The organism is Futiania mangrovi (assembly GCF_024158125.1).
Classification (GTDB): domain Bacteria; phylum Pseudomonadota; class Alphaproteobacteria; order Futianiales; family Futianiaceae; genus Futiania; species Futiania mangrovi.
Genome location: NZ_JAMZFT010000001.1, coordinates 105,341 through 130,844 on the forward strand (window position 1 = coordinate 105,341; position 25,504 = coordinate 130,844).

Genomic DNA, 25,504 nt, shown 5'->3' on the forward strand with positions numbered 1-25,504 from the left:
ACCGGCGCGGGAACTGCCCGGTTCGTCAGACGCGTAAATCCCGGGAGCCGATATCGACCTCCAGGGAGCTGTCCCTGCTCCGGGCCGTGGCCTGGAACACACGGCGCCCACCTGTCTATGACGGGCTCACGGAGGATTTCAGACCGTCAACGGCCAGGGTGGTCCCGCACGCTTTTCCCTGTCGCCCGCGTCCGCGCGGCGCCCCTTGCCGGGAGAGCCGACCATTGACGGACCGGTCTCGCGTTTCCGACGACATCTCTGCGACCAAGGCGGCCGCCCGGGCCGAGGCGAAGGCTGCGCGCCGGGCAGCGCAGGCCGCGGCAGGGCCTGACGCCGGGGGGCGGGCCGCGCGCAACTGGATGGCGCTCGCGGGCGATGTTGCCGGGCGCACCGTCGCCGTCTATTACGCCATGGGCGAGGAGATGCCGACCTTGCCGCTGATCGCGGCGCTGGTGCGCGCAGGCGCATCGACGGCGCTGCCGGTGGTGGCGGGGCGGGACCGCCCGCTCGTCTTCCGGGCGTGGGCGCCGGGCGATCCGCTGGTTTCCGGCGGCTTCGGAACCTCCGTTCCGGCGGCGGACGCGGCGGTGGTGGTGCCGGAGATCCTCGCCGTGCCATTGCTGGCCTGGGACGGGCAGGGGTATCGTCTGGGCTATGGCGGCGGGTTCTACGACCGGACGCTGGCGGCACTGAGGGCGGCAGCCCCGGGGGTTCGGGCCATCGGGCTCGCCTTCGCGGGGCAACGGGTGGCAGGCGTCCCGCGCGAGGCGACGGACATCGCGCTCGACGCGCTCGCCCACGAGGCGGGCATCGTGAGGTTTGGAGAGGAGACGGCATGAGGCTCGTCTATCTGGGTGACATCGTGGGCCGCGCCGGGCGCGACGCGGTGGTGGAGCGCGCGGGCGAGATCCGCCGCAGGCTCGACGCCGACCTGCTGATCGTGAACGGGGAGAACGCCGCCGGCGGGTTCGGCATCACGCAGAAGATCTGCGAGGATCTCTACGCGGCCGGCGTCGACGTGATTTCGACCGGCAACCATGTCTGGGACCAGCGCGAACTGCTCGACTACATCGACAGCGATCCGCGGCTGATCCGCCCGATCAACTTCCCGGCCGGCACGCCGGGGCGGGGCGCGACCATGGTGGAGAGCGCGCGCGGCCACCAGGTGCTGGTGATCAACGCCATGGGCCGCATCTTCATGGACCCGCTCGACGACCCCTTCGCCGGGGTCGAGGAGCAGCTGGCGCTTTGCCGTCTGCGCGAGAGCGTGGATGCCATCGTCGTCGACATCCATGCCGAGGCGTCGAGCGAGAAGATGGCGATGGGGCATTTCTGCGACGGGCGGGCGAGCTTCGTCGTCGGCAGCCATTCCCACGTACCGACGGCGGACGCGCAGATCCTGCCGGGCGGCACGGCCTACCAGACCGACGCGGGGATGTGCGGCGACTATGATTCCGTGATCGGGATGGAGAAGACCGAGCCGCTCAACCGCTTTACGCGCAAGATCGCGCAAGGACGCTTCGCGCCCGCCATGGGCGAGGCGACGGTGTGCGGCGTGGCGGTCGAGACCGACCCCGCGACGGGGCTCGCGGTGCGCGTCGCGCCGATCCGCCTGGGCGGGCGGCTGGCGGAGACCTTCCCCGACTGGGCCGCGCAGGGCCGGGCGGCGGCGGAGTAGGCGGGCGCGCTTTCGGCGGAAATGGACAAGCGCTGGCGGGATCGGCTAAAACCCCGCGCGCTGGAACGAGGACATCGCGGGCTTGCGGAACACGCGCCCGCGCGGCACGGAGAGCGAGCATGGCTGGGCATTCGCAGTTCAAGAACATCATGTACCGGAAGGGTGCGCAGGACGCCAAGCGCGCCAAGGTGTTCGCCAAGCTGAGCCGCGAGATCACGGTCGCCGCGAAGCTCGGCGGCTCCGACCCGGCGATGAACCCGCGCCTGCGCCTTGCCGTGCAGAACGCGCGTGCCGAGAACATGCCCAAGGACAATATCGAGCGGGCGGTCAAGAAGGCCGAGGGCGGCGATGCCGACACCTATGAGGCGATCCGCTACGAAGGGTACGGCCCCGGCGGCGTCGCGATCCTCGTCGAGGCGCTGACCGACAACCGTAACCGCACGGCGGGCAGCGTGCGCGCGGCCTTCTCCAAGAACGGCGGCGCGATGGGCGAGACGGGCTCGGTCTCCTTCATGTTCGACCGGGTGGGCGAGATCGGCTTCAAGAAGGATGCGGGCGACGCGGAAGCCGTGCTGGAGGCCGCGATCGAGGCGGGCGCCGACGACGTGGTGACGGACGATGCAGGCCACACCGTCGTCTGCGCGTTCGAGGCGATCGGCGAGGTGTCTTCCGCGCTCGAGGAGGCGCTGGGCGAGCCCGAGACCGTCAAGGTCGTCTGGAAGCCGCAGAACACGACGCCCGTCGACGCGGAGAAGGCCGAGACGCTGATGAAGCTGATCGGCACGCTGGAAGACGACGACGACGTGCAAGCCGTCTTCTCGAACTTCGAGGTCGACGAGGAAACGCTGGCCAAGCTGACGGCGGCGTGAGCGGCCGGTCTCCATCGCCCCGCGTTCCCCTTTTCTTCCCGGCCTCGCTTTCGCGCGGAGGCGTTTCGCGCTAACGCTTGAGCCATGGCGGCACAGGCGATTCGCATCCTCGGACTCGATCCCGGACTCCGGCGGACCGGCTGGGGCGTCGTGGAGATCATGGGCTCGCGCCTGCGCCACGTCGCGAACGGGGTGGTGGGGTCCGACGGGACCGACGATCTCGCCCGGCGCCTGCTCGCCCTGCACGACGGACTGGGCGAGGTAATCGCGGGGTTTTCACCCGACGAGGCCGCGGTCGAGAAGACCTTCGTGAACAAGGACCCGGTGGCCACGCTGAAGCTCGGCCAGGCGCGCGCGATCTCGCTGCTCGTCCCGGCGCGCGCAGGGCTTCGGGTTGCCGAATACGCGCCGAATCTCGTCAAGAAATCCGTGGTCGGCGTCGGCCTCGCGGGGAAGGAGCAGGTGCAGCACATGGTCCGCCTGCTGCTGCCGGGCGTGACGCTCGAAGGCCCCGATTCGGCCGATGCGCTGGCAGTCGCGATCTGCCACGCCCATCACCGCGGCCAGCGCACGCTTGCGGAGGCGGTGCGATGATCGGCCTGCTGCGCGGCGCGATCGAGGCGGTGGACGGCGACAGCGTGCTGATCGACGTGAACGGCGTCGGCTATATCGTCCATGTCTCGGCCCGCACGCTGCAGGCGCTGCCGCGCACCGGCGCGCCGGCCACGCTTTTCGTCGAGACGCAGGTGCGCGAGGACGCGATCACGCTCTACGGTTTTGCGACGCAAGCGGAGAAGGCGTGGTTCCGCAAGCTGACGAGCGTTCAGGGCGTGGGCGCACGGGTCGCGCTTGCGGTTCTGGGCACGCTCAGGCCGGACGAGCTGACGGCGGCCATCGCGCTGCAGGACAAGACGGCGGTCGTGCGCGCGCCAGGCGTCGGGCCGAAGCTCGCCCAGCGGATCGTCAACGAGCTGAAGGACAAGGCGCTGCCGGAAAGCCTCGCCGCGCTGACGCGGGCTCCCGTGCCGGAGGGGGCGGGCGCACCCGCCCCGAACGCGGGCGACCTCGACACGGAGGAGACGGCGCGCCGCGATGCGATGTCCGCGCTGGTCAATCTCGGATACGCGCTGGCCGACGCGAACCGCGCGGTGCTGGCCGCCTGGGGCACGGGCGCGCGGGAGGTTGACGGGCTGATCCGCGGCGCGCTGAAGGAGCTGGCGCGATGAGCGGGCGTCTCGTGCACCCCGACGCGCAGGGCGAGGACATAGGCGAGGGGAGCCTGCGCCCCCTCTCGCTTGACGACTTCACCGGCCAGAAGAAGGCGAGGGAGAACCTGCGCATCTTCATCGAGGCGGCGCGCACGCGCGGCGACGCGCTTGACCATGTGCTGCTGTCTGGGCCGCCGGGCCTCGGCAAGACGACGCTGGCGCAGATCGTGGCGCGGGAGCTTGGCGTGAATTTCCGCGCGACCGCCGGCCCGGTAATTGCCAAGGCGGGCGACCTCGCCGCCATCCTGACCAACCTCGAGGCGCGCGATGTCCTGTTCATCGACGAGATCCACCGGCTGAACCCGGCGGTCGAGGAAATCCTCTACCCGGCGATGGAGGATTTCGTGCTCGACCTCGTGATAGGGGAGGGGCCCGCGGCGCGCACCGTGCGCATCGACCTGCAGCCGTTCACGCTGGTGGGCGCGACTACGCGCTCCGGCCTCATCTCGACGCCCTTGCGCGACCGGTTCGGCATCCCGGTCCGGCTCGACTACTACACCGACGAGGAACTGCTCTCCATCGTGCGGCGCGGTGCGCGGCTTCTGGGCGCGGAGATGGCGGAGGACGGCGCGGCCGAGATCGCGCGGCGCGCGCGCGGCACCCCGCGGATCGCGGGCCGCCTGCTGCGCCGCGTACGCGATATCGCGGCGGTCCAGGGCTCGGGCGTCATCGACCGCGGTGTGGCCGACCGCGCGCTGAACCGGCTGGAGGTGGACGCGCGCGGGCTCGACGCGCTCGACCGGCGCTATCTGAACACGCTCGCCAACGGGTTCGGCGGCGGGCCGGTGGGCGTGGAGACCATCGCCGCCGCCCTGTCGGAGGCACGCGACGCGCTTGAGGAGGTGATCGAGCCCTTCCTGATCCAGCAGGGACTGCTGCAGCGCACGCCGCGCGGGCGGATGCTCACCGGCAATGCGTGGGAGCACCTGGGCCTGCCGCGTCCCGAGGGCAGCGCATCGCCCGCAACCGATCTCTTCGGGAAGGGCTGATGGGCGGGCGGCATCCGGAAACAGGCGTGTTCGAGGGCAGCGTGCACCGCCTGCCGGTGCGTGTCTATTACGAGGACACCGACACCGCGGGCATCGTCTATTACGCGAACTGGCTGCGCTTCCTCGAGCGTGGCCGGACGGAATACATCCGCGCGCTGGGCGTCCGTCAAAGCGACTTGTTGACCGGCGACGACTGGCGCGCCTTCGCGGTGCGCCGGGTCGAGGTGGACTATCTGGTTCCCGCCCGGCTCGACGATGCGCTCGTCGTGGAGACCTGGGTGGAGGAGGCGCGCGGGGCGAGCCTCGTCATGGGGCAGCAGGTCACGCGCGACGGGCGCACGCTGATCGGGGCGCGGGTGCGCGTCGCCTGCATCGATGCGGCGGGCAAGCCGCGGCGGATCGATCCGGAGGTGCGCGCGGCGCTTGTCGCGCAGGGCGGTTCGGCACCGGGTCCGGGTGAATGAAACGCCCAAATTTGGACCAAATGGTCGGGCCCTCTGCCCACGTCGCGGCGGGGGCGTGAGTCGCTGCGGCGCGCCGGGGCCGAAGGGACCGTAACAGAGGCCTGAGAAGGGGAATGAGGGACTGATGGAAAGCGAGATCGTCGGGGCGGCCGCGTCGGCTGGCGAGTTTTCGATGTGGGCGCTGTTCCTTCGCGCCGACCTGGTGGTGAAAGCGGTAATGATCTCGCTTCTGCTCGCCTCGGTCTGGTCGTGGGCCATCATCTTCGAGAAGATGGCGCTGATGGCCCGCCTGCGCCGCAAGGCGCGCGGCTTCGAGGATGAGTTCTGGTCGGGAGAGCCGGTCGACGGTCTCTACGAGGACGTCAAGGAAAAGCCCGATCACCCGATGGCGCGCGTCTTCGTCTCCGGGATGCGCGAGTGGCGGCGCGGCCACGTCGACGGCAAGCCGACGCCCGGCCTGAAGGAGCGCGTCGAGCAGTCCATGTCGTCCACCTTCGCCCGCGAGATGGAGCGTCTCGACCGGTCCCTCGGCTTTCTTGCCAGTTGCGGTGCGGTTGCGCCCTTCGTCGGCCTGTTCGGCACGGTCTGGGGCATCATGAACAGCTTCCGCGCCATTGCCGCCTCGCAGAACACGAGCCTCGTGGTCGTCGCGCCCGGCATCGCCGAGGCGCTGTTCGCCACCGCGCTTGGCCTGCTGGCAGCCATTCCGGCGGTCATCTTCTACAACAAGATCACCGGTGACATAGGGCGCTACGCCGGCCGGGTGGAAGCGTTCGCGGACGACTTCATCGCCCTTGTCAGCCGGCACTCGGACCGGAGGCCGTCCTGATGGGTGCGAGCCTCGGAACGGGCGCGGGCGGCAATGGTCCGCGCAAGCTCTTCGGCGGCGGCCGGCGGCGGATGTCCTACCGCCCCATGGCGGAGATCAACGTCACGCCCTTCGTCGACGTCATGCTGGTTCTGCTCATCGTGTTCATGGTGGCGGCCCCGCTGCTGACGGTGGGCGTGCCCGTGGAGTTGCCGAAGACGCAGGCGCGCGCGCTTCCCTTCGACCAGGAGGAGCCGCTGACCATCACGGTCGATGCGGACGGCCGGGTGTTCATCCAGGAGACCGAAGTGCCGCTCGACGGCCTTGTCGCAAAGATCGCGGCGATCCGTGCCGCGCGCGACAATGACCGCCTCTACATCAAGGCGGACCGCGACGTCGACTACGGCAAGGTGATGGTGGTCATGGGCCGACTGAACTCCGGTGGCTTCACGAAGATCGGCCTGGTGACCGAGCCGGAGCCCGAGGCCGGGCGCTGAGCCCCGAGTAGGTGAGGGAGGAACCGTTCCCGCATGCGCCGTTCGATTGCCCTGTCGCTTGGTCTGCACGCCGCCGTCGCCACGGCCGCGGTCGTGACCTGGCCGCATGCGGCGCGCACGCCGATGGTGGATGCGGGCGCGATCGGCGTCGAGGTGGTGCTGCCGGGCGCGGCGGAACTCCAGGGGCCGGCGCAGATGGAGGAGGTGACGGCGCCCGCCGCCGAGGCGACCGCCGATCCGATTGCCGACGCGATCGCCAGCCTGCCGCCCGAGCAGGCCGTGCAGCCCGACACGCCTCCCGCCCCGCCGCCTCCGCCGCAGACGCCCGCCGCAGAGGCGCCCCCGCCCCAGGAGCCCGCGCCAGATCCCGACGCCGCCACACTGGTGCCGGCCCTGACGGAGGCGCCGCCGGTCAAGGCGGCGGAGCCCGCGCCGGAACAGGTGCCGCCGCCCCCGCCGCGCCCGGCCGAGACGGTGCAGGCGGCCGAGCCTGTGCCGGAAACCGCGAAGGCCGAACCGGTCGAGGCACCCGACCCCGCGCCCGAACCCGTCAAGGAACCGGTGAAGGAGCCCGAGACGGCGAAGGCGGAACCCGTGCCGGCGGAACCGCAAAAGGCCGAAACGGTCGAGCCGGAACCGAAGGCCGAGCCGAAAACCGAAATCGCCGCCGCGCCTGTACCCAAGCGCAAGCCGACGCCGCCGCCTGCGCCGAAGCAGGAGAGGGCCGAGGCCCCGAAGCCGAAGACGCCCGCGCCCACCGCGACGTCCTTCCTTGATCGGGTTGCCGCGGCGGTGGACAATGCGCGGACGGCGCCTCCTGCCGCGGCACGCAGCGCCGGGCAGGCGCGCGCCGGGATCGGGTCCGGGCTGACGGATACGGAGCGTGACCGTCTGCGCCGCCAGGTGTCCCGTTGCTGGCGCGAGCCCGTGGGCGCGCCGCGGCCGGAGGAGCTGGTCGTGACCCTGTCGGTCGAGCTGACCCGGGATGGCAAGGTTTCGGGCCGGCCGCGCGCCATCGAGGTGCGGCGCGACGACAGCCATTACCGTGCCGCCATCGATGCGGCTGTGCGGGCGGTGCTGCGCTGCCAGCCCTACGACATGCCCGCGGACAAGTACGACAGCTGGCGGACCGTCGAGCTTGTCTTCGACCCCGCCGATCCGTCATTCCGATAGGAGGGCGCCGATCTTGCCCGCGTGCCCCATGAGAAGGAGGCCAAGCCCCGTGACCCGACCCACCGAGAAGGCGATTTTCCCGCTGTGTGCCCGGTCCGTGCGTGCCGCCCGTCTGCAGATGGCGGCGGCTCTCATGGCGGTCGCGGCAGCCCTTGTCCTGACAATCCCCGGCAGCCCTGCCCACGCTCAGGCACCCTTGCGGATCGAGATCACCGAGGGCGTGGCCGAGCCGCTGAAGATCGCCATCGTCGATTTCCGCGGTGCAGGCGATCCGCGCGCGGCGGAGTTCGGCCGCGACGTGGCGAACGTCGTCTCCGCGGACCTGGAAAGCTCGGGCCTGTTCGCGCCCGTCGATCCGGCGGCCTTCATCCAGGCCGACGTGGGCTTCGACCAGGTTCCCCGCTTCGCCGACTGGCGCGTGATCGACGCACAGGCGCTCGTCGTCGGCCGGTCTGTGGTCGAGCCGGACGGCAGGCTGCGCGTCGACTTCCGCCTCTGGGACGTGTTCGGCGAGGAGCAGATGGTCGCGCTGCAGTTCTACACGCGCCCCGAAAACTGGCGCCGCATCGCGCACCTGGTCGCCGACGCGATCTACGAACAGCTGACCGGCGAGAAGGGCTATTTCGACACGCGCATCGTCTATGTCGCTGAGACGGGCCCGAAGAACGCCCGCGTGAAGCGGCTCGCCATGATGGACCGGGACGGCGCGAACCACCGGTTCCTCACGGGCGGGGAGAGCCTCGTGCTGACGCCGCGCTTCAGCCCGACGACGCAGGAGATCACCTATCTCTCGTACCGCGACGGGCGCCCGCTGGTTTACCTCTTCAACATCGAGACCGGCCGGCAGGAGGTGCTGGGGAATTTCCCCGGCATGTCCTTCGCCCCCGCCTTTTCGCCCGACGGCGACGGCGTTGTGATGAGCCTCGCGCGCGACGGCAATTCCGACATCTATCTGATGGACCTGCGCACGCGCGCGCAACGCCGCCTGACGAACCATCCCGCCATCGATACGTCGCCGTCGTTCTCGCCGGATGGCCGCAGGGTCGTCTTCAACTCCGACCGGGGCGGGTCGCAGCAGCTCTACGTGATGAACGCCGACGGCTCGGATCCGCAGCGGATCAGCTTCGGGGAGGGGCGCTACGCGACGCCCGTGTGGAGCCCGCGCGGCGACCTGATCGCCTTCACGCGGATCGCCGGCGGGCGATTCGGCATCGGCGTGATGCGGCCGGACGGATCGGGAGAGCGCATCCTGACGGAGAGCTTCCTCGACGAGGCGCCAACCTGGGCGCCGAACGGGCGCGTGCTCATGTTCTTCCGCCAGACCCCGGGGGAACGCGGTGCGACGCGGCTCTATTCCGTTGATCTGACAGGGCGAAACCTGCGGCTTGTGCCGACGCCGCAGGACGCATCCGACCCGGCGTGGTCGCCGCTGTTGCGGTGAGGCGCCTCGACGGGGAGGTCCAAGGGGTCTTGCAAATCAGTTGCCTTTGGCGCAGTTCTCCCCCCGGAGTATCAGGGGGCAGTCTGAACCGGTTCCGCCCGCGGCGTCTAGCGCCGGGTCCGCGCGCGGAACAGCACATGGAACACCCGGACACGACCGTTGGCCGGACATATGGAGGTTGAGATGGGCCTATCCGCCGCACCGAAGCTTGCACTTCTCGTTTCGCTGATGATGGGCCTCGCGGCCTGTTCGTCGACTGACAGCGCCGCCCCGGTCGCCACCGGGGCAGGTGCCGGCGGCACCGGGGTGTCGACGGGCCGCGTGCAGGCCGGGCCTGCGCCGGGCACGGTCGAGGAATTCCAGGTCGAGGTTGGCGACCGCGTCTTCTTCGGCACCGACGAATATGCCCTGTCGCCGGACGCTCAGAACACGTTGCGCGCGCAGGCGGCGTGGCTGATGCAGTACCCGCAGGCCGCCATCGTGATCGAGGGCCACGCCGACGAGCGCGGCACGCGCGAATACAACCTTGCGCTCGGCGACCGCCGTGCGTCCTCGGTGCGCAACTATCTCGTCGCGCTGGGCGTGCCGGGCGACCGCATCCGCACGGTCAGCTACGGCAAGGAACGGCCGGTTGCGCTCTGCTCCAACGAATCGTGCTGGAGCGAGAACCGCCGTGCGGTGACCGTGGTCACCGGCGTTCCGAGCGCCTGAGGCAGGAGCGCCGGCGCACGGCCGGCGCTTTGCGGCCTCATTCTCGCCGCTCCCGCGGGCGAGGGATGAGGGCGTGATGCCATCTGCGATGGGAGGCGAGGCATGATCGCGCGCAAGGGACTATCCGCAATGCTCGCCGGCGTCCTGCTGCTCGCGGCGGGCAGCGGGGCCGCGCTGGCGCAGGCCGGCGACCCCGCCTTGCAGAATCGTCTGGATCAGCTGGAGCGCCAGGTGATCAGCCTCCAGCGCGACTTCTACTCCAGCGCGGGCCGTGCGCAGACGCCGTCGGCGGGGGGCGGGGCACCGCTCGATGCTTCGGCGACGGTCCGGCTCGATCAGCTGGAGACGGAACTGCGCCGGCTGACAGGCCAGATCGAGGAGTTGCGCTTCGCGATCCGGCAGAACGAGGACCGGCTGACCCGCTTCGTCGAGGATGCGGAGTTCCGCCTGCGCGCGCTCGAGGGCGACGGACCGGCGACCGGCGAGGCCGGGGGCACTGCCGGTCCGGGTGCCGCGGCTTCCGCCGGGGCTGCTGGCGCGGCAGGCGCTGCAGGTGCGGCCGTCGCGAACGGCGGCCGCGCGGCGCTTCCCTCTTCCGGCCAGTCGCCGCAGCGGGTGCTCGGCACCGTGAGCCCCGACCGAATCCCGCCCGCGCCGCGCGAGGTGCCCGATGCCGGAGGCCAGCAGACGGCCGCACTCGCTCCCACGGGCGATGCGCGCGCCGATTACGAGCGGGCGTTCGCGCTGCTCCAGCGCAAGGATTTCGAGGCGGCGGAAGGGGCGTTCATGCAGTTTCTCGGTGCCTATGGCGACCATGGGCTTGCCGGGAACGCCCAGTACTGGCTGGGCGAGACACATTACGTCCGCGGCGCCTACGAGGACGCGGCGGCGGCTTTCCTCGACGGGTTCCGCAAGTATCCCGCCAGCCCCAAGGCCCCCGACAGCCTCCTGAAGCTCGGCATGACGCTTGCCGCGCTGAACCAGCCGCAGGAGGCCTGCCTGACCTTCGACGAGGTAGCCACGCGCTATCCGGACGCCAGCGCGGCGATCAAGCGGCGCACCGCGATCGAGAAGGCGCGTAACGGCTGCCGCTGAGCGATCCTTGCGGAAGGGGCGCGCCATGACCCGCCCGTCCGGTTCCCGCCTTCCCGGCGCGGACGGGGCCGATGCCCCGCCGTCGCCCGAGACGCTGTCTGCGGCGCTTCGCTCCCTGCTCGGGACCGCGCCGGAAGGGCTGGCACTCGCCGTGTCCGGCGGATCCGACAGCCGCGCGCTGATGGAGATGGCGGCCCGGCTGCCGGTGCGCCCAGCACGGCTTCTCGTCCTTACCGTCGACCATGGCGTCCGCCCCGAGGCTGCGGCGGAAGCCGCTACCGTCGCCGCGCGCGCCCAGGCGTTGGGCGTGGCCGCGCAGGTGTTGCGCTGGGAGGGCGCTCCAGCCGACGGGAACTTCCAGGCTGCCGCCCGTGCCGCGCGCTATCGCCTGATGGCGGAGGCCTGCCGGGCTGCCGGGATTGCTGTGCTGGCAACCGCCCATACGCGCGACGACCAGGCCGAAACCGTGCTCGCCCGCCTGGCCCGCGGCGCGGGCGTGGACGGCTTGTGCGGCATTTCCCCCGTGCTGGACGCGGGCGCCGGCGTGCGGATCGTGCGGCCCTTGCTGGGCGCGGGCCGGCAGGAACTCAGGGACTGGCTCCGCGGCGAGGGAATTGCGGACTGGGTCGACGATCCCTCCAACGAGGCTAGGCGGTTCGACCGGGTGCGGCATCGGCGCCTGCTTGCGCTGCTGGCGGAGGAGGGGCTCGATGCCGGGGCGCTTGCGGGGCTGGCGGGGCGCATGCGCGATGCGCGCGACGCCCTCGATAGTGCCGCGTCGTCACTGGCCGGCACGGCAGCGCGGTTCGATCCGCTGGGCTTCGCGGTTCTCGACCGCGAGATCTATGCCGCGGCTCCGGCGGAGGTGCGGCGGCGGGCACTGCTGGGCCTGTTGCGCGCGGTCTCCGGCCGGACTGGCCATCCGCCCAGGTTCGACCGGCTCGGCCGGCTCGACCGCCTGCTCGCCGGTACGGGCTGTGTCCGCGCGACGCTGAACGGCGCCGTGGTGCGGACAGACGGGCGGGAGGTCCTCATGCTGCGCGAGGGGCGTGGTGCCATGACGGCATCGCCGGTTGCGGTGTCCGGCGGCGCGGTCTGGGATGGGCGGTTCCGCCTGGAGGGCGATGCGGCGGCGCCCTTGTCCGCGTCCGCGCTGGGCGTGGAGGGGATCGCCATCCTGCGCAGTCAGGGGGTGCTGCCGAAGAAGGGGGGGCTCCCCGTGCCGCACGCGGTGTTTGCGGCGACCCTCGCCTTGTGGCGCGGCGGGACGCTGGCCGGGGTGCCTGCCTTGGGCTGGGCAGCGGCTGACGCGCGCGGCATTTCGGCGCGCTTTCCTGCCTTTCCGCCATTCGCGCAGGGGAAAGATGCGCAACCCGTTGTCGCCGATCCGTTGTCTCTCTGGTAAGTTTGCCTATCTCAGTATGGTAACGCCGCGCGGCGGGCGGCGTGGGATGTGCCCGCCATTGCCGGGACGACGCGGCGAGAAGGAGATGTAACTCTCGTGACGAATTTCCGTAACTTCGCGCTTTGGGTGATCATCGCGCTTCTGCTGGTGGCCCTGTTCAACCTGTTCCAGGGGCCGGCGGGGCGCGGCACGAACGCGAAGGTCAGCTTTTCGCAGTTCATGTCGGACGTGCAGGATGGCCGCGTCGCCGACGTGCGCATCCAGGGCGAGACCCTGTCGGGACACTACAAAAACAACCAGCCCTTCATGACCTATGCGCCGGACAACCAGAGCTACGTGGACCGGCTCATGGAAAACGGGGTGCGCGTGGATGTCGTGCCGCAGGACGACGACGCGCTGTTCTCGATTTTCGTGTCCTGGTTCCCCATGCTGCTGCTGATCGCCGTGTGGATCTTCTTCATGCGCCAGATGCAGTCTGGCGGGCGCGGCGCCATGGGCTTCGGCAAATCCAAGGCGAAGCTGCTGACCGAGAAGCAGGGCCGCGTTACCTTCGACGACGTCGCCGGCATCGACGAGGCGAAGGACGAGTTGCAGGAGATCGTGGAGTTCCTGCGCGACCCGCAGAAGTTCCAGCGCCTGGGTGGCCGCATTCCCAAGGGCGCGCTGCTCGTCGGTCCTCCCGGCACCGGCAAGACGCTGCTGGCGCGTGCCATCGCGGGCGAGGCGCGGGTGCCGTTCTTCACCATCTCGGGCTCCGATTTCGTGGAGATGTTCGTGGGCGTCGGCGCAAGCCGCGTGCGCGACATGTTCGAGCAGGCCAAGAAGAACGCCCCCTGCATCATCTTCATCGACGAGATCGACGCGGTCGGCCGCCATCGCGGTGCGGGCCTCGGCGGCGGCAACGACGAGCGGGAGCAGACGCTGAACCAGCTCCTCGTCGAGATGGACGGGTTCGAGGCGAACGAGGGCATCATCCTGATCGCCGCCACGAACCGCCCGGACGTGCTCGACCCGGCGCTGCTGCGCCCGGGCCGCTTCGACCGCCAGGTCGTGGTGCCGAACCCGGACATCACGGGCCGCGAACAGATCCTGAAGGTGCACGTGCGCAAGGTGCCGCTGGCGCCCGACGTGGACCTGAAGGTCATCGCGCGCGGCACCCCGGGCTTCTCCGGCGCGGACCTCGCCAACCTCGTGAACGAGGCGGCGCTGCTGGCGGCGCGCGGCGGCAAGCGGCTCGTCACCATGCACGAGTTCGAGAACGCAAAGGACCGCGTCCTCATGGGGGCGGAGCGCCGCTCGATGGCCATGACGGAGGAGGAAAAGCGTCTCACGGCCTATCACGAGGCGGGGCACGCGCTGGTCGGCCTGTTCGTGCCGGGCAACGATCCCTTGCACAAGGTCACGATCATACCGCGCGGCCGGGCGCTCGGCGTCACCATGAACCTGCCGGAGCGGGACCGCTACGGCATGAAGAAGATGGAGATGGAGGCGCGCCTCGCCATGATGTTCGGCGGGCGCGTGGCGGAGGAGTTGATCTTCGGGCCGGAGAACGTGACGACCGGCGCCTCCAACGACATCATGCAGGCGACCAACATGGCCCGCGCGATGGTCATGGAGTACGGCATGAGCGACAAGCTCGGCCGGCTGCGCTACCGCGACAACCAGGAAGAGGTGTTCCTCGGCCATTCCGTCGCGCAGAGCCAGAACATGTCGGAGGAGACGGCCCGCCTCATCGACGAGGAGGTGCGCCGCATCATCGACGAGGCTGAGACGCTCGCCCGCAAGGTGCTGAACGAGCACATGGACGACCTGCACGCCGTCACCAATGCGCTGCTGGAGTACGAGACGCTCTCCGGCGCGGAGGTGAAGCAGGTGCTGAAAGGCGAAGCGCTGCACCGGCCTTCGGATCACGAGCCGCCGAAGGAGACGGGCTCTGCCGTCCCGACTTCGGGCAAGGGCGCGCGCAAGCCGAAGCCCGACCCGGATGTCGGCGGGATGGAGCCGCAGCCGACCTGACGGGCCGCGCCGTCCGCAAGCCCAGGAAACAGGCAAGGCCCGGTCCCCGCGGATCGGGCCTTGCGCGTCCGGGCCACCAGCGCTGCACAGGAGGAGTGTTGTTTCCGTGACCCCGCCGTCCGTCTATCTGCGTCCATTCGGCCTGCTGTCAGGCGCCGATGCGCACGCCCGCATCGCGGCGGGCGACGCGCTGCCGCTCGCGGGTGGCTGGCTGGCCTTCACGGGACTGGAGCGTATCCGGCGGACCCCGGGGGCGGCGATCCACCGCGAGGTGCTGCACGTTGCGGGGCTTGCGAATCTCGACGGCGAGAGCGCCGGAACCCTTGCCCGCCTCACTGCCCCGCGCGGCGATTTCGCCGGGCTTTCCTTGGACCGGCCGCATGTCATGGGCATCCTGAACGCGACGCCCGACAGCTTCTCAGACGGCGGCGTGCATTTCGAGGCCGACGCGGCGGTCGCTTCCGGGCGCCGCATGGCGGAGGCGGGCGCCACCGTCCTCGACGTGGGCGGGGAATCGACGCGGCCGGGGGCGGACCCGGTAAGCGAGGCTGAGGAACTCGCCCGTGTGCTGCCGGTGCTGGAGGGGCTGCAGGGCGTGGCCTGTCTCTCGCTCGACAGCCGCAACGCGCCCGTCATGGCGGCGGGGCTGGAGGCCGGCGCGCGCATCCTGAACGACGTCTCGGCGCTGACGCACGATCCCCGCGCGCTCGAGGTCGCCGCGCGGGCGGGGGCTCCCGTTGTGCTGATGCACGCGTCCGGCGACCCGAAGGTGATGCAGAGCCGCACGGACTATGCCGACGTCGTGCTCGACGTCTACGATTATCTCAACGAACGCATTGCCGTGTGCGAGGCGGCTGGCCTGCCGCGCGCCTCGATCTGCGTCGATCCGGGTATCGGCTTCGGCAAGACACGGGCGCAGAACCATGCGCTGCTGCGCGACCTCGCGCTTTTCCACGGGCTCGGCTGCCCGATCCTGCTGGGCGCCTCGCGCAAGAGCTTCCTTGCCGACCTGCCGGGGGCCGAGGCGCCAACCGGACGCCTGGGCGGGTCGCTGGCGGCGGCGTTGCAGGGGCTTTCGTGCGGCGTGCAGATGCTGCGCGTGCACGACGTGGCGGAAACGGCGCAGGCGGCGGCGCTCCACATGCGCTTGCACGGTGCGGCGTAAAGCGGCATTAACCGAGATCGTGCGACCGTCCGCCGCGACAGTCATGTGTGCGAAAGGGGATCGCGAGCGACCATGAGCAGACGCTATTTCGGGACCGACGGCATCCGCGGCACGGCGAACAAGGCGCCGATGACGGCGGAGATCGCGCTCCGCGTCGGTCTCGCCGCCGGCAAGATGTTCACCACGGGCGCGCACCGTCACCGGGTCGTGATCGGCAAGGACACGCGGCTTTCCGGCTACATGGTGGAGGCGGCGCTGATGGCCGGTTTCGTCTCGGTCGGCATGGACGTGATGCTGCTCGGCCCCGTGCCGACGCCCGCCGTGGGCATGCTCACGCGCTCGCTGCGCGCCGACCTCGGCGTGATGATCTCGGCCTCGCACAATGCGTTCCAGGACAATGGCATCAAGCTCTTCGGTCCGGACGGCTACAAGCTCTCCGACGAGATCGAGGCGCAGATCGAGCACATGATGGAGAACGGCCTCGACGAGGGGCTGGCGAAGCCCGACCGGCTCGGCCGTGCGCGGCGGCTGGAGGACGCGCAGTCCCGCTATGTCGAGATCGTGAAGGCGAGCTTTCCGCGCGAACTGACCCTCGACGGCATCCGTGTCGTGATCGACTGCGCGAACGGCGCCGCCTACAAGGTCGCGCCCGACGTGCTGTGGGAACTGGGGGCGGAGATCGTGAAGATCGGCGTTTCGCCCGACGGCTTCAACATCAACCGGGAATGCGGGTCGACCGCGACGGGCGCACTCAAGACCAAGGTGGTCGAGACGCGCGCGGACATCGGGATCGCGCTCGACGGCGACGCCGACCGCGTCATCATCGTCGACGAGAAGGGCCGCGAGGTCGACGGCGACCAGTTGATGGCGCTGATCGGCAAGGCCTATCACGAGCGCGGGCGCCTGACCGGCGGCGGCATCGTGGCGACGGTCATGTCGAACCTGGGGCTCGAGCGGTTCCTCGAAGGCCAGGGGCTGACGCTCGCCCGCACCAAGGTCGGCGACCGCTACGTGGTGGAGCACATGCGCGCCCACGGCTTCAACGTGGGCGGCGAGCAGTCGGGCCATATCGTGCTTTCCGACTATGCGCGCACCGGCGACGGGCTTCTGGCGGCGCTTCAGGTGCTCGCCGTCTGCCGCGAGGCGGACAAGCCCGTGAGCGAGGTTTGCCACCTCTTCGATCCCGTTCCGCAGGTGTTGAAGTCAGTGCGCTACGCCGGTGGCGAGCCGCTGGAGACCGCGAAGGTCAAGGCAGCGATCAAGGCAGGCGAGGAGCGTCTGAACGGCGCGGGCCGCCTCGTCATCCGCAAGTCCGGGACGGAGCCCGTGATCCGCGTGATGGCGGAAGGCGACGACGAGGGTGTCGTCAGCGCCGTCGTGGACGACATCTGCGGCGCGGTGACCGGCGCGGCATGACGGACGGGGCGGGGACGCATCGCGGGCGCGTGCTGATCGTCGCCGGCTCCGATTCCGGCGGCGGCGCGGGTATCCAGGCCGACATCAAGGCCGTAACCGCGCTCGGCGGCTACGCCATGACCGCCGTGACGGCCATCACCGTTCAGGATACGATGGGGGTCCATGGTGTCCACCCGATCCCCCTCGACATCGTACGCGGCCAGATCGCGGTGACGATGGACGACATCGGTGCGGATGCGGTCAAGACCGGGATGCTCGGCACCGTCGAGACGATCGAGGCCGTGGCCGCCGCGCTCGACGCGCACAGGCCCGACGCGGCTACCTGTCCGCTGGTCGCCGATCCCGTGATGGTGGCGAAGGGCGGCGCGTCCCTGCTCGAAGACCGCGCCGTCGGCGCGGTGCTTGATCTCATTCTGCCTCGCGCAGCCCTCGTCACGCCCAACGCGCCGGAGGCGCAGCGCCTGACGGGAATCGAAGTGGAATCGCTCGACGGACAGCGGCGTGCGGCGGAGGCTCTCCTGAAGGCAGGGGCTGCGGCAGCGCTCGTCAAGGGCGGGCACGTCGCGGGCCATATGGTGCGCGACCTGTTGATGACGGTGGACGGCGAGCATGTGTTCGAGGCCCCGCGGATCGACAGCCGCAGCACTCATGGCACGGGCTGCACGACGGCCTCGGCGATTGCCTGCGGGCTTGCACTCGGCCAGCCGCTCGACCTCGCGGTGGGCCGGGCGATCGCCTATGTGCGGCGCGCCATCGAACTGGCGCCCGGCTTCGGGAAGGGGCATGGGCCGCTGTGGCACGGCTGGACGGTCGATCCGGCGCGCGTTCCGGACAAGCCCTGACGCGCGTCGGCCCGGTCAGTTGGTGAGGCCGTCCGACACGTCGGTGAATGGCTGCGCCAGGTCCGTGCCCAGAGTCTGCACGGAGACGACAATGGCGAGACAGATCCCGACCGCGATCAGACCATACTCGATCGCGGTGGCGCCGCTGTCGTCAGCCAGGAACCGGCGAAGGTGACTACGCATGGCATTGGCCCTCCCGCGAGGGGTTGGAATGGTTGCATCCTGCCCGACAAAGATTTCGTGGGTCTTAAGGAAGGTTACTAACACTTCGTTGAGCTTCAGGCTTACTGCCCGTTGACCATGCCGGCACGTGCGCAAAATCTCCGTTGACGGCGCTGCGGCTTCGGCGTAACAGGCTCGCGGGCCACGCCTCCCCAACGAGGCGCGACCCATCTGTGAGGATGGGAGAAATCCATGACGAAAGCTCAACCGGCTGCACGGCCGGTCAATCCGTGCTTCTCTTCCGGCCCCTGCGCCAAGCGCCCCGGCTGGTCCCTGCAAAATCTCGAAGACGCGTTTCTCGGACGCTCGCACCGCGCGAAGGGCGGCAAGGCGAAGCTGACGGACGCCATCGACCGCACCAAGGCGATCCTGGGCGTGCCGGAGGACTACCTCGTCGGCATCGTGCCCGCCTCCGACACGGGCGCCGTCGAAATGGCCATGTGGACCATGCTGGGCGCGCGTCCCGTCGACCTGCTGGCATTCGAATCCTTCGGCGCGGGCTGGGTGAGCGACGCGGTGAAGCAGCTCAAGCTCGCCGACGCCCGCGTGCTCGAGGCACCCTACGGCCAGCTTCCCGACCTCGGCGCGGTCCGCAAGGACGCCGACGTGGTCTTCACCTGGAACGGCACCACCTCCGGCGTGCGCGTGCCGAACGGCGACTGGATCGCCGACGACCGCGAGGGGCTGACGATCTGCGACGCGACGTCTGCGGCGTTCGCGCAGGATCTGCCCTGGGCCAAGCTCGACGTCACCACCTTCTCCTGGCAGAAGGTCATGGGCGGCGAGGCGCAGCACGGCATGATCATCCTGTCGCCGCGCGCCGTCGCCCGGCTGGAGAGCTACACGCCGAACTGGCCCGTCCCGAAGATCTTCCGCATGACCAAGGGCGGCAAGCTGATCGACGGCATCTTCAAGGGCGAGACGATCAACACGCCCTCCATGCTGGCGGTCGAGGACTATCTCGATGCGCTGGGCTGGGGCGAGAGCATCGGTGGCCTGAAGGGCCTGCGGGCGCGTGCGGACGCGAACCTCGCCGTGCTCGCGCGCTGGGTCGACGAGACGCCGTGGGTGGACTTCCTCGCCGAGGATCCCGACACGCGGTCCAACACCAGCGTCTGCCTGAAGATCGTCGATCCGGCCTTCCTCGCGCTCGACGACAAGGCTCAGAAGGCTGTGTGCAAGGCGCTGGCCGACGCGCTGGAGGCCGAGGGCGTCGCCTATGACATCAACGGCTACCGGGATGCGCCGGCAGGCCTTCGCATCTGGGCGGGCGCCACGGTCGAGACGCGCGATCTCGAGGCGCTGACCCCCTGGCTCGACTGGGCCTATGCCCAGGTCGCGCCGGCGAAGGCGGCCTGAGCCGCCCGGTACGGACGCACTCCCGCGACTTGATCCCGCCCCCGCCTGCCCTTGCGTGCAGGTCAGGGGGCGGACAGACCTTCCTTATCTCAGAGGATACCCGGATCCATGCCCAAGGTACTCGTTTCCGATGCGCTGTCCGAGCGTGCTGTCGAAATCTTCCGCGAGCGCGGCATCGACGTCGATTTCCAGCCCGATCTCGGTAAGGACAAGGACAAGCTGGCCGAGGTGATCGGCCAGTACGACGGCCTCGCCATCCGCTCCGCCACCAAGGTCACCGACAAGATCATCGCGGCGGCCGCCAACCTCAGGGTAATCGGCCGTGCCGGCATCGGCGTCGACAATGTCGACATCCCCAAGGCCACCGCGCGCGGCATCGTGGTGATGAACACGCCGTTCGGCAACTCGACCACCACGGCCGAGCACGCGATCGCCATGATGCTCTCGCTCGCCCGCCAGATCCCGCAGGCGAACGCTTCCACCCACGCCGGCAAGTGGGAGAAGTCGCGCTTCATGGGGATCGAGCTGACCGGCAAGACGCTGGGCGTCATCGGCTGCGGCAACATCGGCTCCATCGTGGCCACGCGCGGCGTCGGGCTGAAGATGCGCGTCATCGCCTTCGACCCCTATCTCTCGCCGGAACGGGCGCAGCAGCTTGGCGTCGAGAAGGTCGACCTCGACACGCTGCTCGCGCGCGCCGACATCATCACGCTGCACACGCCGCTGACCGACAAGACCCGCAACATCCTGTCGCGGGAGGCGCTGGCCAAGACCCGCAAGGGCGTGCGCATCGTCAATTGCGCGCGCGGCGGCCTTATCGACGAGGAGGCGCTGAAGGACGCCATCGACGCCGGCCACGTGGCGGGCGCGGCGCTCGACGTCTTCGCGGTGGAGCCCGCCAAGGAGCATCCGCTCTTCGGCAACGAGAACGTGATCTGCACGCCGCACCTCGGCGCCTCCACCGAGGAAGCGCAGGAGACGGTCGCCCTGCAGGTTGCCGAGCAGATGGCCGACTACCTGCTGACCGGGGCCGTGACCAATGCGGTGAACATGCCCTCGATCTCGGCGGAGGAAGCCCCGCGCCTGAAGCCGTGGGTGCGGCTGGCGGAGATGCTGGGCTCGTTCGCCGGCCAGGTGACCGAGAGCGCGATCAAGGAGGTCGAGATCCTGTTCGAGGGCGTCGCCTCAGAGATGAACGTGAAGGCCATGACGTCCGCCGCGCTCGCGGGCCTGCTGCGCCCGCAGGTGGGCGACGTGAACATGGTCTCGGCACCGATCATGGCGAAGGAGCGGGGTATCGTCCTCTCCGAGGTCAAGCGCGACAAGATGGGCGTGTTCGACGGCTACATCCGCCTGACCATCCAGACCGAGAAGCAGCGCCGCTCGGTCGCAGGCACCGTCTTCTCCGACGGCAAGCCGCGCTTCATCCAGATCAAGGGCATCAACCTGGACGCCGAACCCGCCGCCCATATGCTCTACACGACGAACGCCGACAAGCCGGGCTATATCGGCGCGCTCGGCACGACGCTGGGCGAGGCGGGCGTGAACATCGCCGCCTTCGCGCTCGGACGCGACAAGGAGGGCGGCGATGCCATCGCCCTTCTCACGGTCGACGATGTCGTCTCCGACGCGGTGCTGGAGAAGGTGCGCGATCTGCCGCACGTCCTCCAGGCCAAGCGGGTCGAGTTCGACGTGGAGTGACAACCGGGCCGCACTGCCCGAACAGGCTTTGATCGGACGGGGGCGGGGTGCTAAACCTCGCCCCCGTTCACGTGTGCGGGGATAGCCTCGCGCGCCGCAGGGATGAGGGACGGAACGCATGACCAATGTCGCCGTGGTCGGCTCCCAGTGGGGGGACGAGGGCAAGGGCAAGATCGTCGACTGGCTGTCGGAGCGGGCGGACGTCGTCGTCCGCTTCCAGGGCGGGCACAATGCGGGCCACACGCTCGTCATCGGCGGCAAGGTCTACAAGCTGTCGCTGCTGCCGTCGGGCATCGTACGCCCGGGCAAGCTGTCGATCATCGGCAACGGGGTCGTGCTCGACCCTTGGGCGCTGTTCGACGAGATCGCGCGCCTGACGGGCCAGGGCGTCGAGATCAGCCCGCAGAACCTGCGCATCGCCGAGAACGCGCCGCTGATCCTGCCGTTGCACCGGGAGCTCGACCAGATCCGCGAGAAGGCGGCGGGCCGTGCCGCGATCGGCACGACGGGCCGCGGCATCGGCCCGGCCTACGAGGACAAGGTCGGCCGCCGCGCCATCCGCGTCAGCGACCTCGCCGACGGGCCGACCCTCGACGACCGGATCGAGCGGCTGCTGGCCCATCACAACGCGCTGCGCCGCGGCCTCGGCGAGGCGGTGATCGACCCGACGCAGCTGAAATCGGACCTGGAGGAGATCGCCGACCGGATCCTGCCCTTCGCCGACGCGGTGTGGAGCACGCTCGACGCGCACCGCCGCGCGGGCGACCGGATCCTGTTCGAGGGCGCGCAGGGCACCATGCTCGACGTCGACCACGGCACCTATCCTTACGTCACCTCCTCCAACACGGTCGCGGCGGCCGCCAGCGTGGGCACCGGCATGGGGCCAGGCGCGGTCGGGTTCATCCTCGGCATCACCAAGGCCTACACGACGCGCGTCGGCTCCGGCCCCTTCCCGACGGAGCAGGACAACGCCGTCGGCAACCGGCTGGGCGAGCGCGGGCACGAGTTCGGCACGGTCACGGGGCGCAAGCGCCGCTGCGGCTGGTTCGACGCGGTGCTCGTGCGCCAAGCGGTGGTGCAGCAGGGCATCGACGGCATCGCGCTGACCAAGCTTGACGTGCTCGACGGCTTCGACGAGATCAAGGTCTGCGTGGGTTACGAGATCGACGGCGGCCGGGTGGAGCGTCTGCCCGCGGCGGCGGCGGTTCAGGGCCGCGTGACCCCGATCTACGAGACGCTGCCGGGCTGGTCGGAGTCGACCGCGGGCGCCCGGTCCTTCTCGGACCTGCCCGCGACCGCAATCAAGTACGTGATGCGCCTGCAGGAACTGATCGGCTGTCCGGTCTCGCTCGTTTCGACGAGCCCGGAGCGGGACGACACCATCCTGCTGCACGATCCTTTCGAGGATTGAGGGCCTTTCGAGGATTGAGGGCGGACCAGCGCGAAGCATGCGAGAAGGGGCGCGCTGGCGCCCTTTTTCATGTCTGGCGGTGTCAGTCGCCCGCGGGGATCAGATGCTGCGCGCGGGCGGCCTCGCGCATGGCCTTCTGCAGCTTCTCGAAGGCGCGCACCTCGATCTGGCGCACCCGCTCCCGGCTGACGCCATAGACCTGCGCGAGATCCTCCAGCGTGGAGGGATCTTCCTTCAGCCGCCGCTCGATCAGGATGTGCTTCTCGCGCTCGTTGAGCACGCCCATCGCCTTGACCAGCAGGGCGCGGCGCTGTTCCAGTTCCTCGCGTTCGCCCAGAAGCGTTTCCTGGTCCTCGTCCTCGTTGACGAGGAAGTCCTGCCACTCGCCCTCCGAGTCGGCGCGCAGCGGCGAGTTGAGCGAGCTGTCGCTGCCCGACATGCGCCGGTTCATCGAGATGACCTCGTCCTCGGTCACCGAGAGCTTGGTCGCGATCGTCTTGACCTGGTCGGGGTGCAGGTCGCCTTCCTCGATTGCCTGGATCTGGCCCTTCACCTTGCGCAGGTTGAAGAAGAGCTTCTTCTGCGCCGCCGTGGTGCCGATCTTCACCAGGCTCCAGGAACGCAGGATGTATTCCTGGATCGCTGCGCGGATCCACCACATGGCGTAGGTGGCGAGCCGGAAGCCCTTTTCCGGGTCGAAGCGCTTGACCGCCTGCATCAGGCCGACATTGCCCTCCGAAATGATTTCCGAGATCGGCAGGCCGTAGCCGCGGTAGCCCATGGCGATCTTGGCAACGAGGCGCAGATGGCTGGTAACGAGCTGGTGTGCGGCGTCGGCGTCCTCATGCTCGACCCAGCGCTTGGCCAGCATGTACTCCTGCTGCGGCTCCAGCATGGGGAACTTGCGGATTTCCTGCAGATAGCGGCTGAGGCCGCCGTCAGGCGTCATGGTCGGAAGCGTGTTTCCTGCCATTGCGTCGATCCCTCGCGCGACGTCCCGGTCCACCCAAATCACCCGCCGGGACAATCTCATATATCCACGCTTTGTGGCGGCTCAATGGCCTGCCGGCATATTTGGAGCCTGCAAGCGTGTTCCGGCAAAACGCGCGAGGAGCGTCAGGCGTTGCGCAGCGCGCCGAGCAGAAACGCCATGTCCTCGGGCAGGGGGGCGGAGAAGCGCATCTCCTCGCCCGTGCGCGGATGCCGGAAGCCCAGTGTCGCGGCGTGCAGTGCCTGGCGGGGAAACTCCTCGACCAGCGGGCGGATGCGCGGGGAAAGCGTGCGGGCGAGTGTCTTGTGTTTGCCGCCGTAGACGCTGTCGCCGATCAGCGGATGGCCGATGTGCGTCATATGCACGCGGATCTGGTGCGTCCGGCCCGTCTCCAGCCTGCACTCGACGAGGCTCGCCACCGGCGCGTCGGCAGGGCCAAAGCGTTCCAGCACGCGAAAGTGCGTGACCGCGGCCTTGCCGCCCGATTTCACCACCGCCATCTTCTTGCGGTTCGTCGGGCTGCGGCCGATCGCGCCCTCGATCCGTCCCCACGGGCCCTTGATCAGGCGGCGGCCGGTTGGACCCCAGTCCGCGACCGGGGGCTCTCCCCAGACGATGGCGCGATAGCTGCGCTCGGTCGTGTGGGCGGCGAACTGCTCCGAGAGGCCGAGGTGCGCGCCGTCGTGCTTGGCGACGACCATCAGGCCGCTCGTCTCCTTGTCGATCCGGTGCACGATCCCGGGCCGCTTCACCCCGCCGATGCCGGAGAGGCTGTTGCCGCAATGGGCGATCAGCGCGTTCACGAGCGTGCTCTCGGGGCTGCCGGGTGCTGGGTGCACGACGAGGCCGGCGGGCTTGTTCACCACCAGCAGGTCGGCATCCTCGTGCACGATGTCGAGGGGGATGTCCTCGCCCGAGGGCAGCGGATCGTCGGGCGGGGGGACGACCACCTCCACCTCGTCGCCGGCGCCGACGCGCGTGCTCGCGTCGACGGCCGCGCGGCCCGAGACGCTGACGAAGCCCGTTTCGATCAGGCGCTGAACCCGGCTTCGCGATAGATGGGGCAGGGAGGCGGTGATATACCGGTCGAGCCGTTGACCTGCATCCGCGTTCCCGACCGTGAGGAGGTGTTCGTCCCCGATGTCCGACAGCATGCCCGACCCCGCTCAGACCACGGATACGTCGCAGGACCCGCCGCAGGACGGCGCGAGCGACGACCGGACGTACCGCATCCTCAAATGGGTCGTCATCGTCATGGGCGTCCTGCTCGTGGTCGGGTTCGTCGTCATCGTGGTCGGCATGATCTCCAAGATCCAGGGTTTTACCGGCGCGAACCGGAAGGCGGCGCCGCAGTCCGTGTCGGCGCCCTACGAGGCGGCCGTCACGCTGCCTCCGGGGGCAAGGATTGTCGAGACCGCGGTCGGCGACGGCCTCGTGGTGCTGCGCCTCGAGACGCCTCGAGGGCCGGCTCTCCTCCTAGTCGATCCGCGCACCGGGCGCACGCGCGGCACGGTGACGCTCACCCCCGCGGAATGACACCGACGCTTGAGATAGGGCCTCGGCATCGCGGCGTCATCCGCGCTGCCGCGAAAAAAGCCTGGCCGGCGGAGGCATGCGGCCTGCTCGTCGGCACCGCGGACCCTGTATGCATGATCTGGCGCGTTGCGCGCGTCGTCGGGAGCCCCAATCTCCTGGCCCCCGCCCGCGACGACAGGTTCGAGGTCGACCCCGCCCTGCTGCTGCGCACGCACCGGGAGGCGCGGGAGGCGGGCCTTGCGCTCGTCGGTCTCTATCATTCGCATCCGCGCGGCGTCGCCGTTCCGTCGGAGACCGACCGGCAGTCGGCCTGGCAGCCGGGTCTCGCCTGGCTGATCGTGGCGGGGCCGCCCGCGTGGGACGACCTCCGCGCCTTCCTCAACGACGGCACGGACACCGACGCGCACTTTGCGGCCATGCGGCTCTCGGGCGGGGGATAGGGCGCGC

26 protein-coding genes and 1 other RNA gene are annotated in these 25,504 nt (G+C 69.9%); 24 read left to right on the forward strand and 3 right to left on the reverse strand.

Annotated features, from left to right (window positions below):
• Positions 1-7 precede the first annotated feature (7 nt).
• The 19 genes from ssrS (at position 8) to thiD (ending at position 17,837) form a co-directional block, all read left to right on the forward strand.
• A non-coding RNA gene (gene ssrS / locus NJQ99_RS00500) (6S RNA) lies at positions 8-169 on the forward strand.
• Positions 170-224: 55 nt separating this feature from the next.
• A complete protein-coding gene (locus tag NJQ99_RS00505) occupies positions 225-839 on the forward strand; it encodes a 5-formyltetrahydrofolate cyclo-ligase (RefSeq protein ID WP_269330850.1) in 615 nt (204 codons plus the stop codon).
• A complete protein-coding gene (locus NJQ99_RS00510; RefSeq protein WP_269330851.1) occupies positions 836-1,678 on the forward strand; it encodes a TIGR00282 family metallophosphoesterase in 843 nt (280 codons plus the stop codon). Before NJQ99_RS00505 ends, NJQ99_RS00510 begins: the two co-directional genes overlap by 4 nt.
• Positions 1,679-1,797: 119 nt before the next feature.
• A complete protein-coding gene (locus NJQ99_RS00515) occupies positions 1,798-2,547 on the forward strand; it encodes a YebC/PmpR family DNA-binding transcriptional regulator (RefSeq protein WP_269330852.1) in 750 nt (249 codons plus the stop codon).
• A gap of 99 nt (positions 2,548-2,646) precedes the next feature.
• The gene (gene ruvC, locus NJQ99_RS00520) at positions 2,647-3,141 is read left to right on the forward strand and encodes a crossover junction endodeoxyribonuclease RuvC (RefSeq protein ID WP_269332047.1); all 495 of its coding nucleotides are present in this window, start codon (positions 2,647-2,649) and stop codon (positions 3,139-3,141) included.
• Positions 3,138-3,773, forward strand: coding sequence for a Holliday junction branch migration protein RuvA (ruvA, locus tag NJQ99_RS00525; protein ID WP_269330853.1), 636 nt, complete (start codon positions 3,138-3,140; stop codon positions 3,771-3,773). Before ruvC ends, ruvA begins: the two co-directional genes overlap by 4 nt.
• The gene (gene ruvB, locus NJQ99_RS00530) at positions 3,770-4,804 is read left to right on the forward strand and encodes a Holliday junction branch migration DNA helicase RuvB (protein WP_269330854.1); all 1,035 of its coding nucleotides are present in this window, start codon (positions 3,770-3,772) and stop codon (positions 4,802-4,804) included. Before ruvA ends, ruvB begins: the two co-directional genes overlap by 4 nt.
• The gene (gene ybgC / locus NJQ99_RS00535; protein WP_269330855.1) at positions 4,804-5,268 is read left to right on the forward strand and encodes a tol-pal system-associated acyl-CoA thioesterase; all 465 of its coding nucleotides are present in this window, start codon (positions 4,804-4,806) and stop codon (positions 5,266-5,268) included. Before ruvB ends, ybgC begins: the two co-directional genes overlap by 1 nt.
• A 124-nt stretch (positions 5,269-5,392) precedes the next feature.
• Positions 5,393-6,097, forward strand: coding sequence for a protein TolQ (tolQ, locus tag NJQ99_RS00540; protein ID WP_269330856.1), 705 nt, complete (start codon positions 5,393-5,395; stop codon positions 6,095-6,097).
• A complete protein-coding gene (gene tolR, locus NJQ99_RS00545) occupies positions 6,097-6,573 on the forward strand; it encodes a protein TolR (protein WP_269330857.1) in 477 nt (158 codons plus the stop codon). The genes tolQ and tolR overlap by 1 nt, the downstream gene beginning before the upstream one ends.
• A 33-nt stretch (positions 6,574-6,606) precedes the next feature.
• Positions 6,607-7,746 carry a hypothetical protein gene (locus NJQ99_RS00550; RefSeq protein ID WP_269330858.1) on the forward strand — a complete coding sequence of 380 codons (1,140 nt, stop codon included), beginning with the start codon at positions 6,607-6,609 and terminating at the stop codon, positions 7,744-7,746.
• Between the two features lie 118 nt (positions 7,747-7,864).
• Positions 7,865-9,187 (forward strand): Tol-Pal system beta propeller repeat protein TolB, encoded by a 1,323-nt coding sequence (gene tolB / locus NJQ99_RS00555; RefSeq protein WP_269332048.1) that lies wholly within the window; start codon positions 7,865-7,867, stop codon positions 9,185-9,187.
• 183 nt (positions 9,188-9,370) lie between these two features.
• Entirely contained in the window at positions 9,371-9,898 is a 528-nt protein-coding gene (pal, locus tag NJQ99_RS00560) for a peptidoglycan-associated lipoprotein Pal (RefSeq protein WP_269330859.1), read from the forward strand.
• A 102-nt stretch (positions 9,899-10,000) separates the two neighbouring features.
• Positions 10,001-10,993, forward strand: a complete 993-nt coding sequence (gene ybgF / locus NJQ99_RS00565) for a tol-pal system protein YbgF (protein WP_269330860.1) — start codon at positions 10,001-10,003, stop codon at positions 10,991-10,993.
• A gap of 25 nt (positions 10,994-11,018) precedes the next feature.
• On the forward strand, positions 11,019-12,398 hold the full coding sequence (gene tilS, locus NJQ99_RS00570) for a tRNA lysidine(34) synthetase TilS (protein ID WP_269330861.1): 1,380 nt from the start codon (positions 11,019-11,021) through the stop codon (positions 12,396-12,398).
• A gap of 96 nt (positions 12,399-12,494) precedes the next feature.
• Positions 12,495-14,414 carry an ATP-dependent zinc metalloprotease FtsH gene (gene ftsH, locus NJQ99_RS00575; protein ID WP_269330862.1) on the forward strand — a complete coding sequence of 640 codons (1,920 nt, stop codon included), beginning with the start codon at positions 12,495-12,497 and terminating at the stop codon, positions 14,412-14,414.
• Between the two features lie 106 nt (positions 14,415-14,520).
• Positions 14,521-15,579: a dihydropteroate synthase gene (folP, locus tag NJQ99_RS00580; RefSeq protein ID WP_269330863.1), complete on the forward strand. Its 1,059-nt coding sequence runs from the start codon at positions 14,521-14,523 to the stop codon at positions 15,577-15,579.
• Between the two features lie 72 nt (positions 15,580-15,651).
• Positions 15,652-16,995: a phosphoglucosamine mutase gene (gene glmM, locus NJQ99_RS00585; protein WP_269330864.1), complete on the forward strand. Its 1,344-nt coding sequence runs from the start codon at positions 15,652-15,654 to the stop codon at positions 16,993-16,995.
• Positions 16,992-17,837: a bifunctional hydroxymethylpyrimidine kinase/phosphomethylpyrimidine kinase gene (gene thiD / locus NJQ99_RS00590; protein ID WP_269330865.1), complete on the forward strand. Its 846-nt coding sequence runs from the start codon at positions 16,992-16,994 to the stop codon at positions 17,835-17,837. Before glmM ends, thiD begins: the two co-directional genes overlap by 4 nt.
• 15 nt (positions 17,838-17,852) lie before the next feature.
• Here thiD and NJQ99_RS00595 read toward each other — a convergent pair whose 3' ends face one another.
• On the reverse strand, positions 17,853-18,020 hold the full coding sequence (locus tag NJQ99_RS00595; protein WP_269330866.1) for a Flp family type IVb pilin: 168 nt from the start codon (positions 18,018-18,020) through the stop codon (positions 17,853-17,855).
• Positions 18,021-18,251: 231 nt separating this feature from the next.
• Here NJQ99_RS00595 and NJQ99_RS00600 point away from each other — a divergent pair, with 231 nt between their 5' ends.
• The 3 genes from NJQ99_RS00600 (at position 18,252) to NJQ99_RS00610 (ending at position 22,530) form a co-directional block, all read left to right on the forward strand.
• On the forward strand, positions 18,252-19,418 hold the full coding sequence (locus tag NJQ99_RS00600) for a phosphoserine transaminase (protein ID WP_269330867.1): 1,167 nt from the start codon (positions 18,252-18,254) through the stop codon (positions 19,416-19,418).
• A gap of 108 nt (positions 19,419-19,526) precedes the next feature.
• Positions 19,527-21,119: a phosphoglycerate dehydrogenase gene (serA, locus tag NJQ99_RS00605; RefSeq protein ID WP_269330868.1), complete on the forward strand. Its 1,593-nt coding sequence runs from the start codon at positions 19,527-19,529 to the stop codon at positions 21,117-21,119.
• A 118-nt stretch (positions 21,120-21,237) separates the two neighbouring features.
• Positions 21,238-22,530, forward strand: a complete 1,293-nt coding sequence (locus NJQ99_RS00610; RefSeq protein WP_269330869.1) for an adenylosuccinate synthase — start codon at positions 21,238-21,240, stop codon at positions 22,528-22,530.
• Positions 22,531-22,612: 82 nt separating this feature from the next.
• Here the strand turns inward: NJQ99_RS00610 and rpoH are convergent, their stop codons facing one another.
• Together rpoH and NJQ99_RS00620 are read right to left on the reverse strand one after the other, a co-directional pair.
• A complete protein-coding gene (gene rpoH, locus NJQ99_RS00615) occupies positions 22,613-23,503 on the reverse strand; it encodes an RNA polymerase sigma factor RpoH (RefSeq protein ID WP_269330870.1) in 891 nt (296 codons plus the stop codon).
• A gap of 143 nt (positions 23,504-23,646) precedes the next feature.
• Positions 23,647-24,675, reverse strand: a complete 1,029-nt coding sequence (locus tag NJQ99_RS00620; protein WP_269330871.1) for an RluA family pseudouridine synthase — start codon at positions 24,673-24,675, stop codon at positions 23,647-23,649.
• Here NJQ99_RS00620 and NJQ99_RS00625 point away from each other — a divergent pair.
• Both NJQ99_RS00625 and NJQ99_RS00630 read left to right on the forward strand, forming a co-directional pair.
• Positions 24,662-25,057 (forward strand): DUF6476 family protein, encoded by a 396-nt coding sequence (locus NJQ99_RS00625; protein ID WP_269330872.1) that lies wholly within the window; start codon positions 24,662-24,664, stop codon positions 25,055-25,057. The two genes, NJQ99_RS00620 and NJQ99_RS00625, sit on opposite strands and share 14 nt — an antisense overlap.
• Positions 25,054-25,497 (forward strand): M67 family metallopeptidase, encoded by a 444-nt coding sequence (locus tag NJQ99_RS00630; RefSeq protein ID WP_269330873.1) that lies wholly within the window; start codon positions 25,054-25,056, stop codon positions 25,495-25,497. Before NJQ99_RS00625 ends, NJQ99_RS00630 begins: the two co-directional genes overlap by 4 nt.
• Positions 25,498-25,504 lie beyond the last annotated feature (7 nt).

Bases quoted from the DNA above. Each gene is read 5' to 3' on its own strand.
- NJQ99_RS00515 (WP_269330852.1), top strand. From the start codon at position 1,798: ATGGCTGGGCATTCGCAGTTCAAGAACATCATGTACCGGAAGGGTGCG.
- serA (WP_269330868.1), top strand. From the start codon at position 19,527: ATGCCCAAGGTACTCGTTTCCGATGCGCTGTCCGAGCGTGCTGTCGAA.
- tolB (WP_269332048.1), top strand. From the start codon at position 7,865: ATGGCGGCGGCTCTCATGGCGGTCGCGGCAGCCCTTGTCCTGACAATC.
- ruvA (WP_269330853.1), top strand. From the start codon at position 3,138: ATGATCGGCCTGCTGCGCGGCGCGATCGAGGCGGTGGACGGCGACAGC.
- pal (WP_269330859.1), top strand. From the start codon at position 9,371: ATGGGCCTATCCGCCGCACCGAAGCTTGCACTTCTCGTTTCGCTGATG.
- NJQ99_RS00625 (WP_269330872.1), top strand. From the start codon at position 24,662: ATGTCCGACAGCATGCCCGACCCCGCTCAGACCACGGATACGTCGCAG.
- NJQ99_RS00510 (WP_269330851.1), top strand. From the start codon at position 836: ATGAGGCTCGTCTATCTGGGTGACATCGTGGGCCGCGCCGGGCGCGAC.
- ybgF (WP_269330860.1), top strand. From the start codon at position 10,001: ATGATCGCGCGCAAGGGACTATCCGCAATGCTCGCCGGCGTCCTGCTG.
- NJQ99_RS00550 (WP_269330858.1), top strand. From the start codon at position 6,607: ATGCGCCGTTCGATTGCCCTGTCGCTTGGTCTGCACGCCGCCGTCGCC.
- glmM (WP_269330864.1), top strand. From the start codon at position 15,652: ATGAGCAGACGCTATTTCGGGACCGACGGCATCCGCGGCACGGCGAAC.
- NJQ99_RS00610 (WP_269330869.1), top strand. From the start codon at position 21,238: ATGACCAATGTCGCCGTGGTCGGCTCCCAGTGGGGGGACGAGGGCAAG.
- NJQ99_RS00600 (WP_269330867.1), top strand. From the start codon at position 18,252: ATGACGAAAGCTCAACCGGCTGCACGGCCGGTCAATCCGTGCTTCTCT.
- rpoH (WP_269330870.1), bottom strand. From the start codon at position 23,503: ATGGCAGGAAACACGCTTCCGACCATGACGCCTGACGGCGGCCTCAGC.
- NJQ99_RS00630 (WP_269330873.1), top strand. From the start codon at position 25,054: ATGACACCGACGCTTGAGATAGGGCCTCGGCATCGCGGCGTCATCCGC.
- ruvB (WP_269330854.1), top strand. From the start codon at position 3,770: ATGAGCGGGCGTCTCGTGCACCCCGACGCGCAGGGCGAGGACATAGGC.
- tolQ (WP_269330856.1), top strand. From the start codon at position 5,393: ATGGAAAGCGAGATCGTCGGGGCGGCCGCGTCGGCTGGCGAGTTTTCG.
- NJQ99_RS00620 (WP_269330871.1), bottom strand. From the start codon at position 24,675: ATGCTGTCGGACATCGGGGACGAACACCTCCTCACGGTCGGGAACGCG.
- tilS (WP_269330861.1), top strand. From the start codon at position 11,019: ATGACCCGCCCGTCCGGTTCCCGCCTTCCCGGCGCGGACGGGGCCGAT.
- tolR (WP_269330857.1), top strand. From the start codon at position 6,097: ATGGGTGCGAGCCTCGGAACGGGCGCGGGCGGCAATGGTCCGCGCAAG.
- NJQ99_RS00595 (WP_269330866.1), bottom strand. From the start codon at position 18,020: ATGCGTAGTCACCTTCGCCGGTTCCTGGCTGACGACAGCGGCGCCACC.
- ybgC (WP_269330855.1), top strand. From the start codon at position 4,804: ATGGGCGGGCGGCATCCGGAAACAGGCGTGTTCGAGGGCAGCGTGCAC.
- thiD (WP_269330865.1), top strand. From the start codon at position 16,992: ATGACGGACGGGGCGGGGACGCATCGCGGGCGCGTGCTGATCGTCGCC.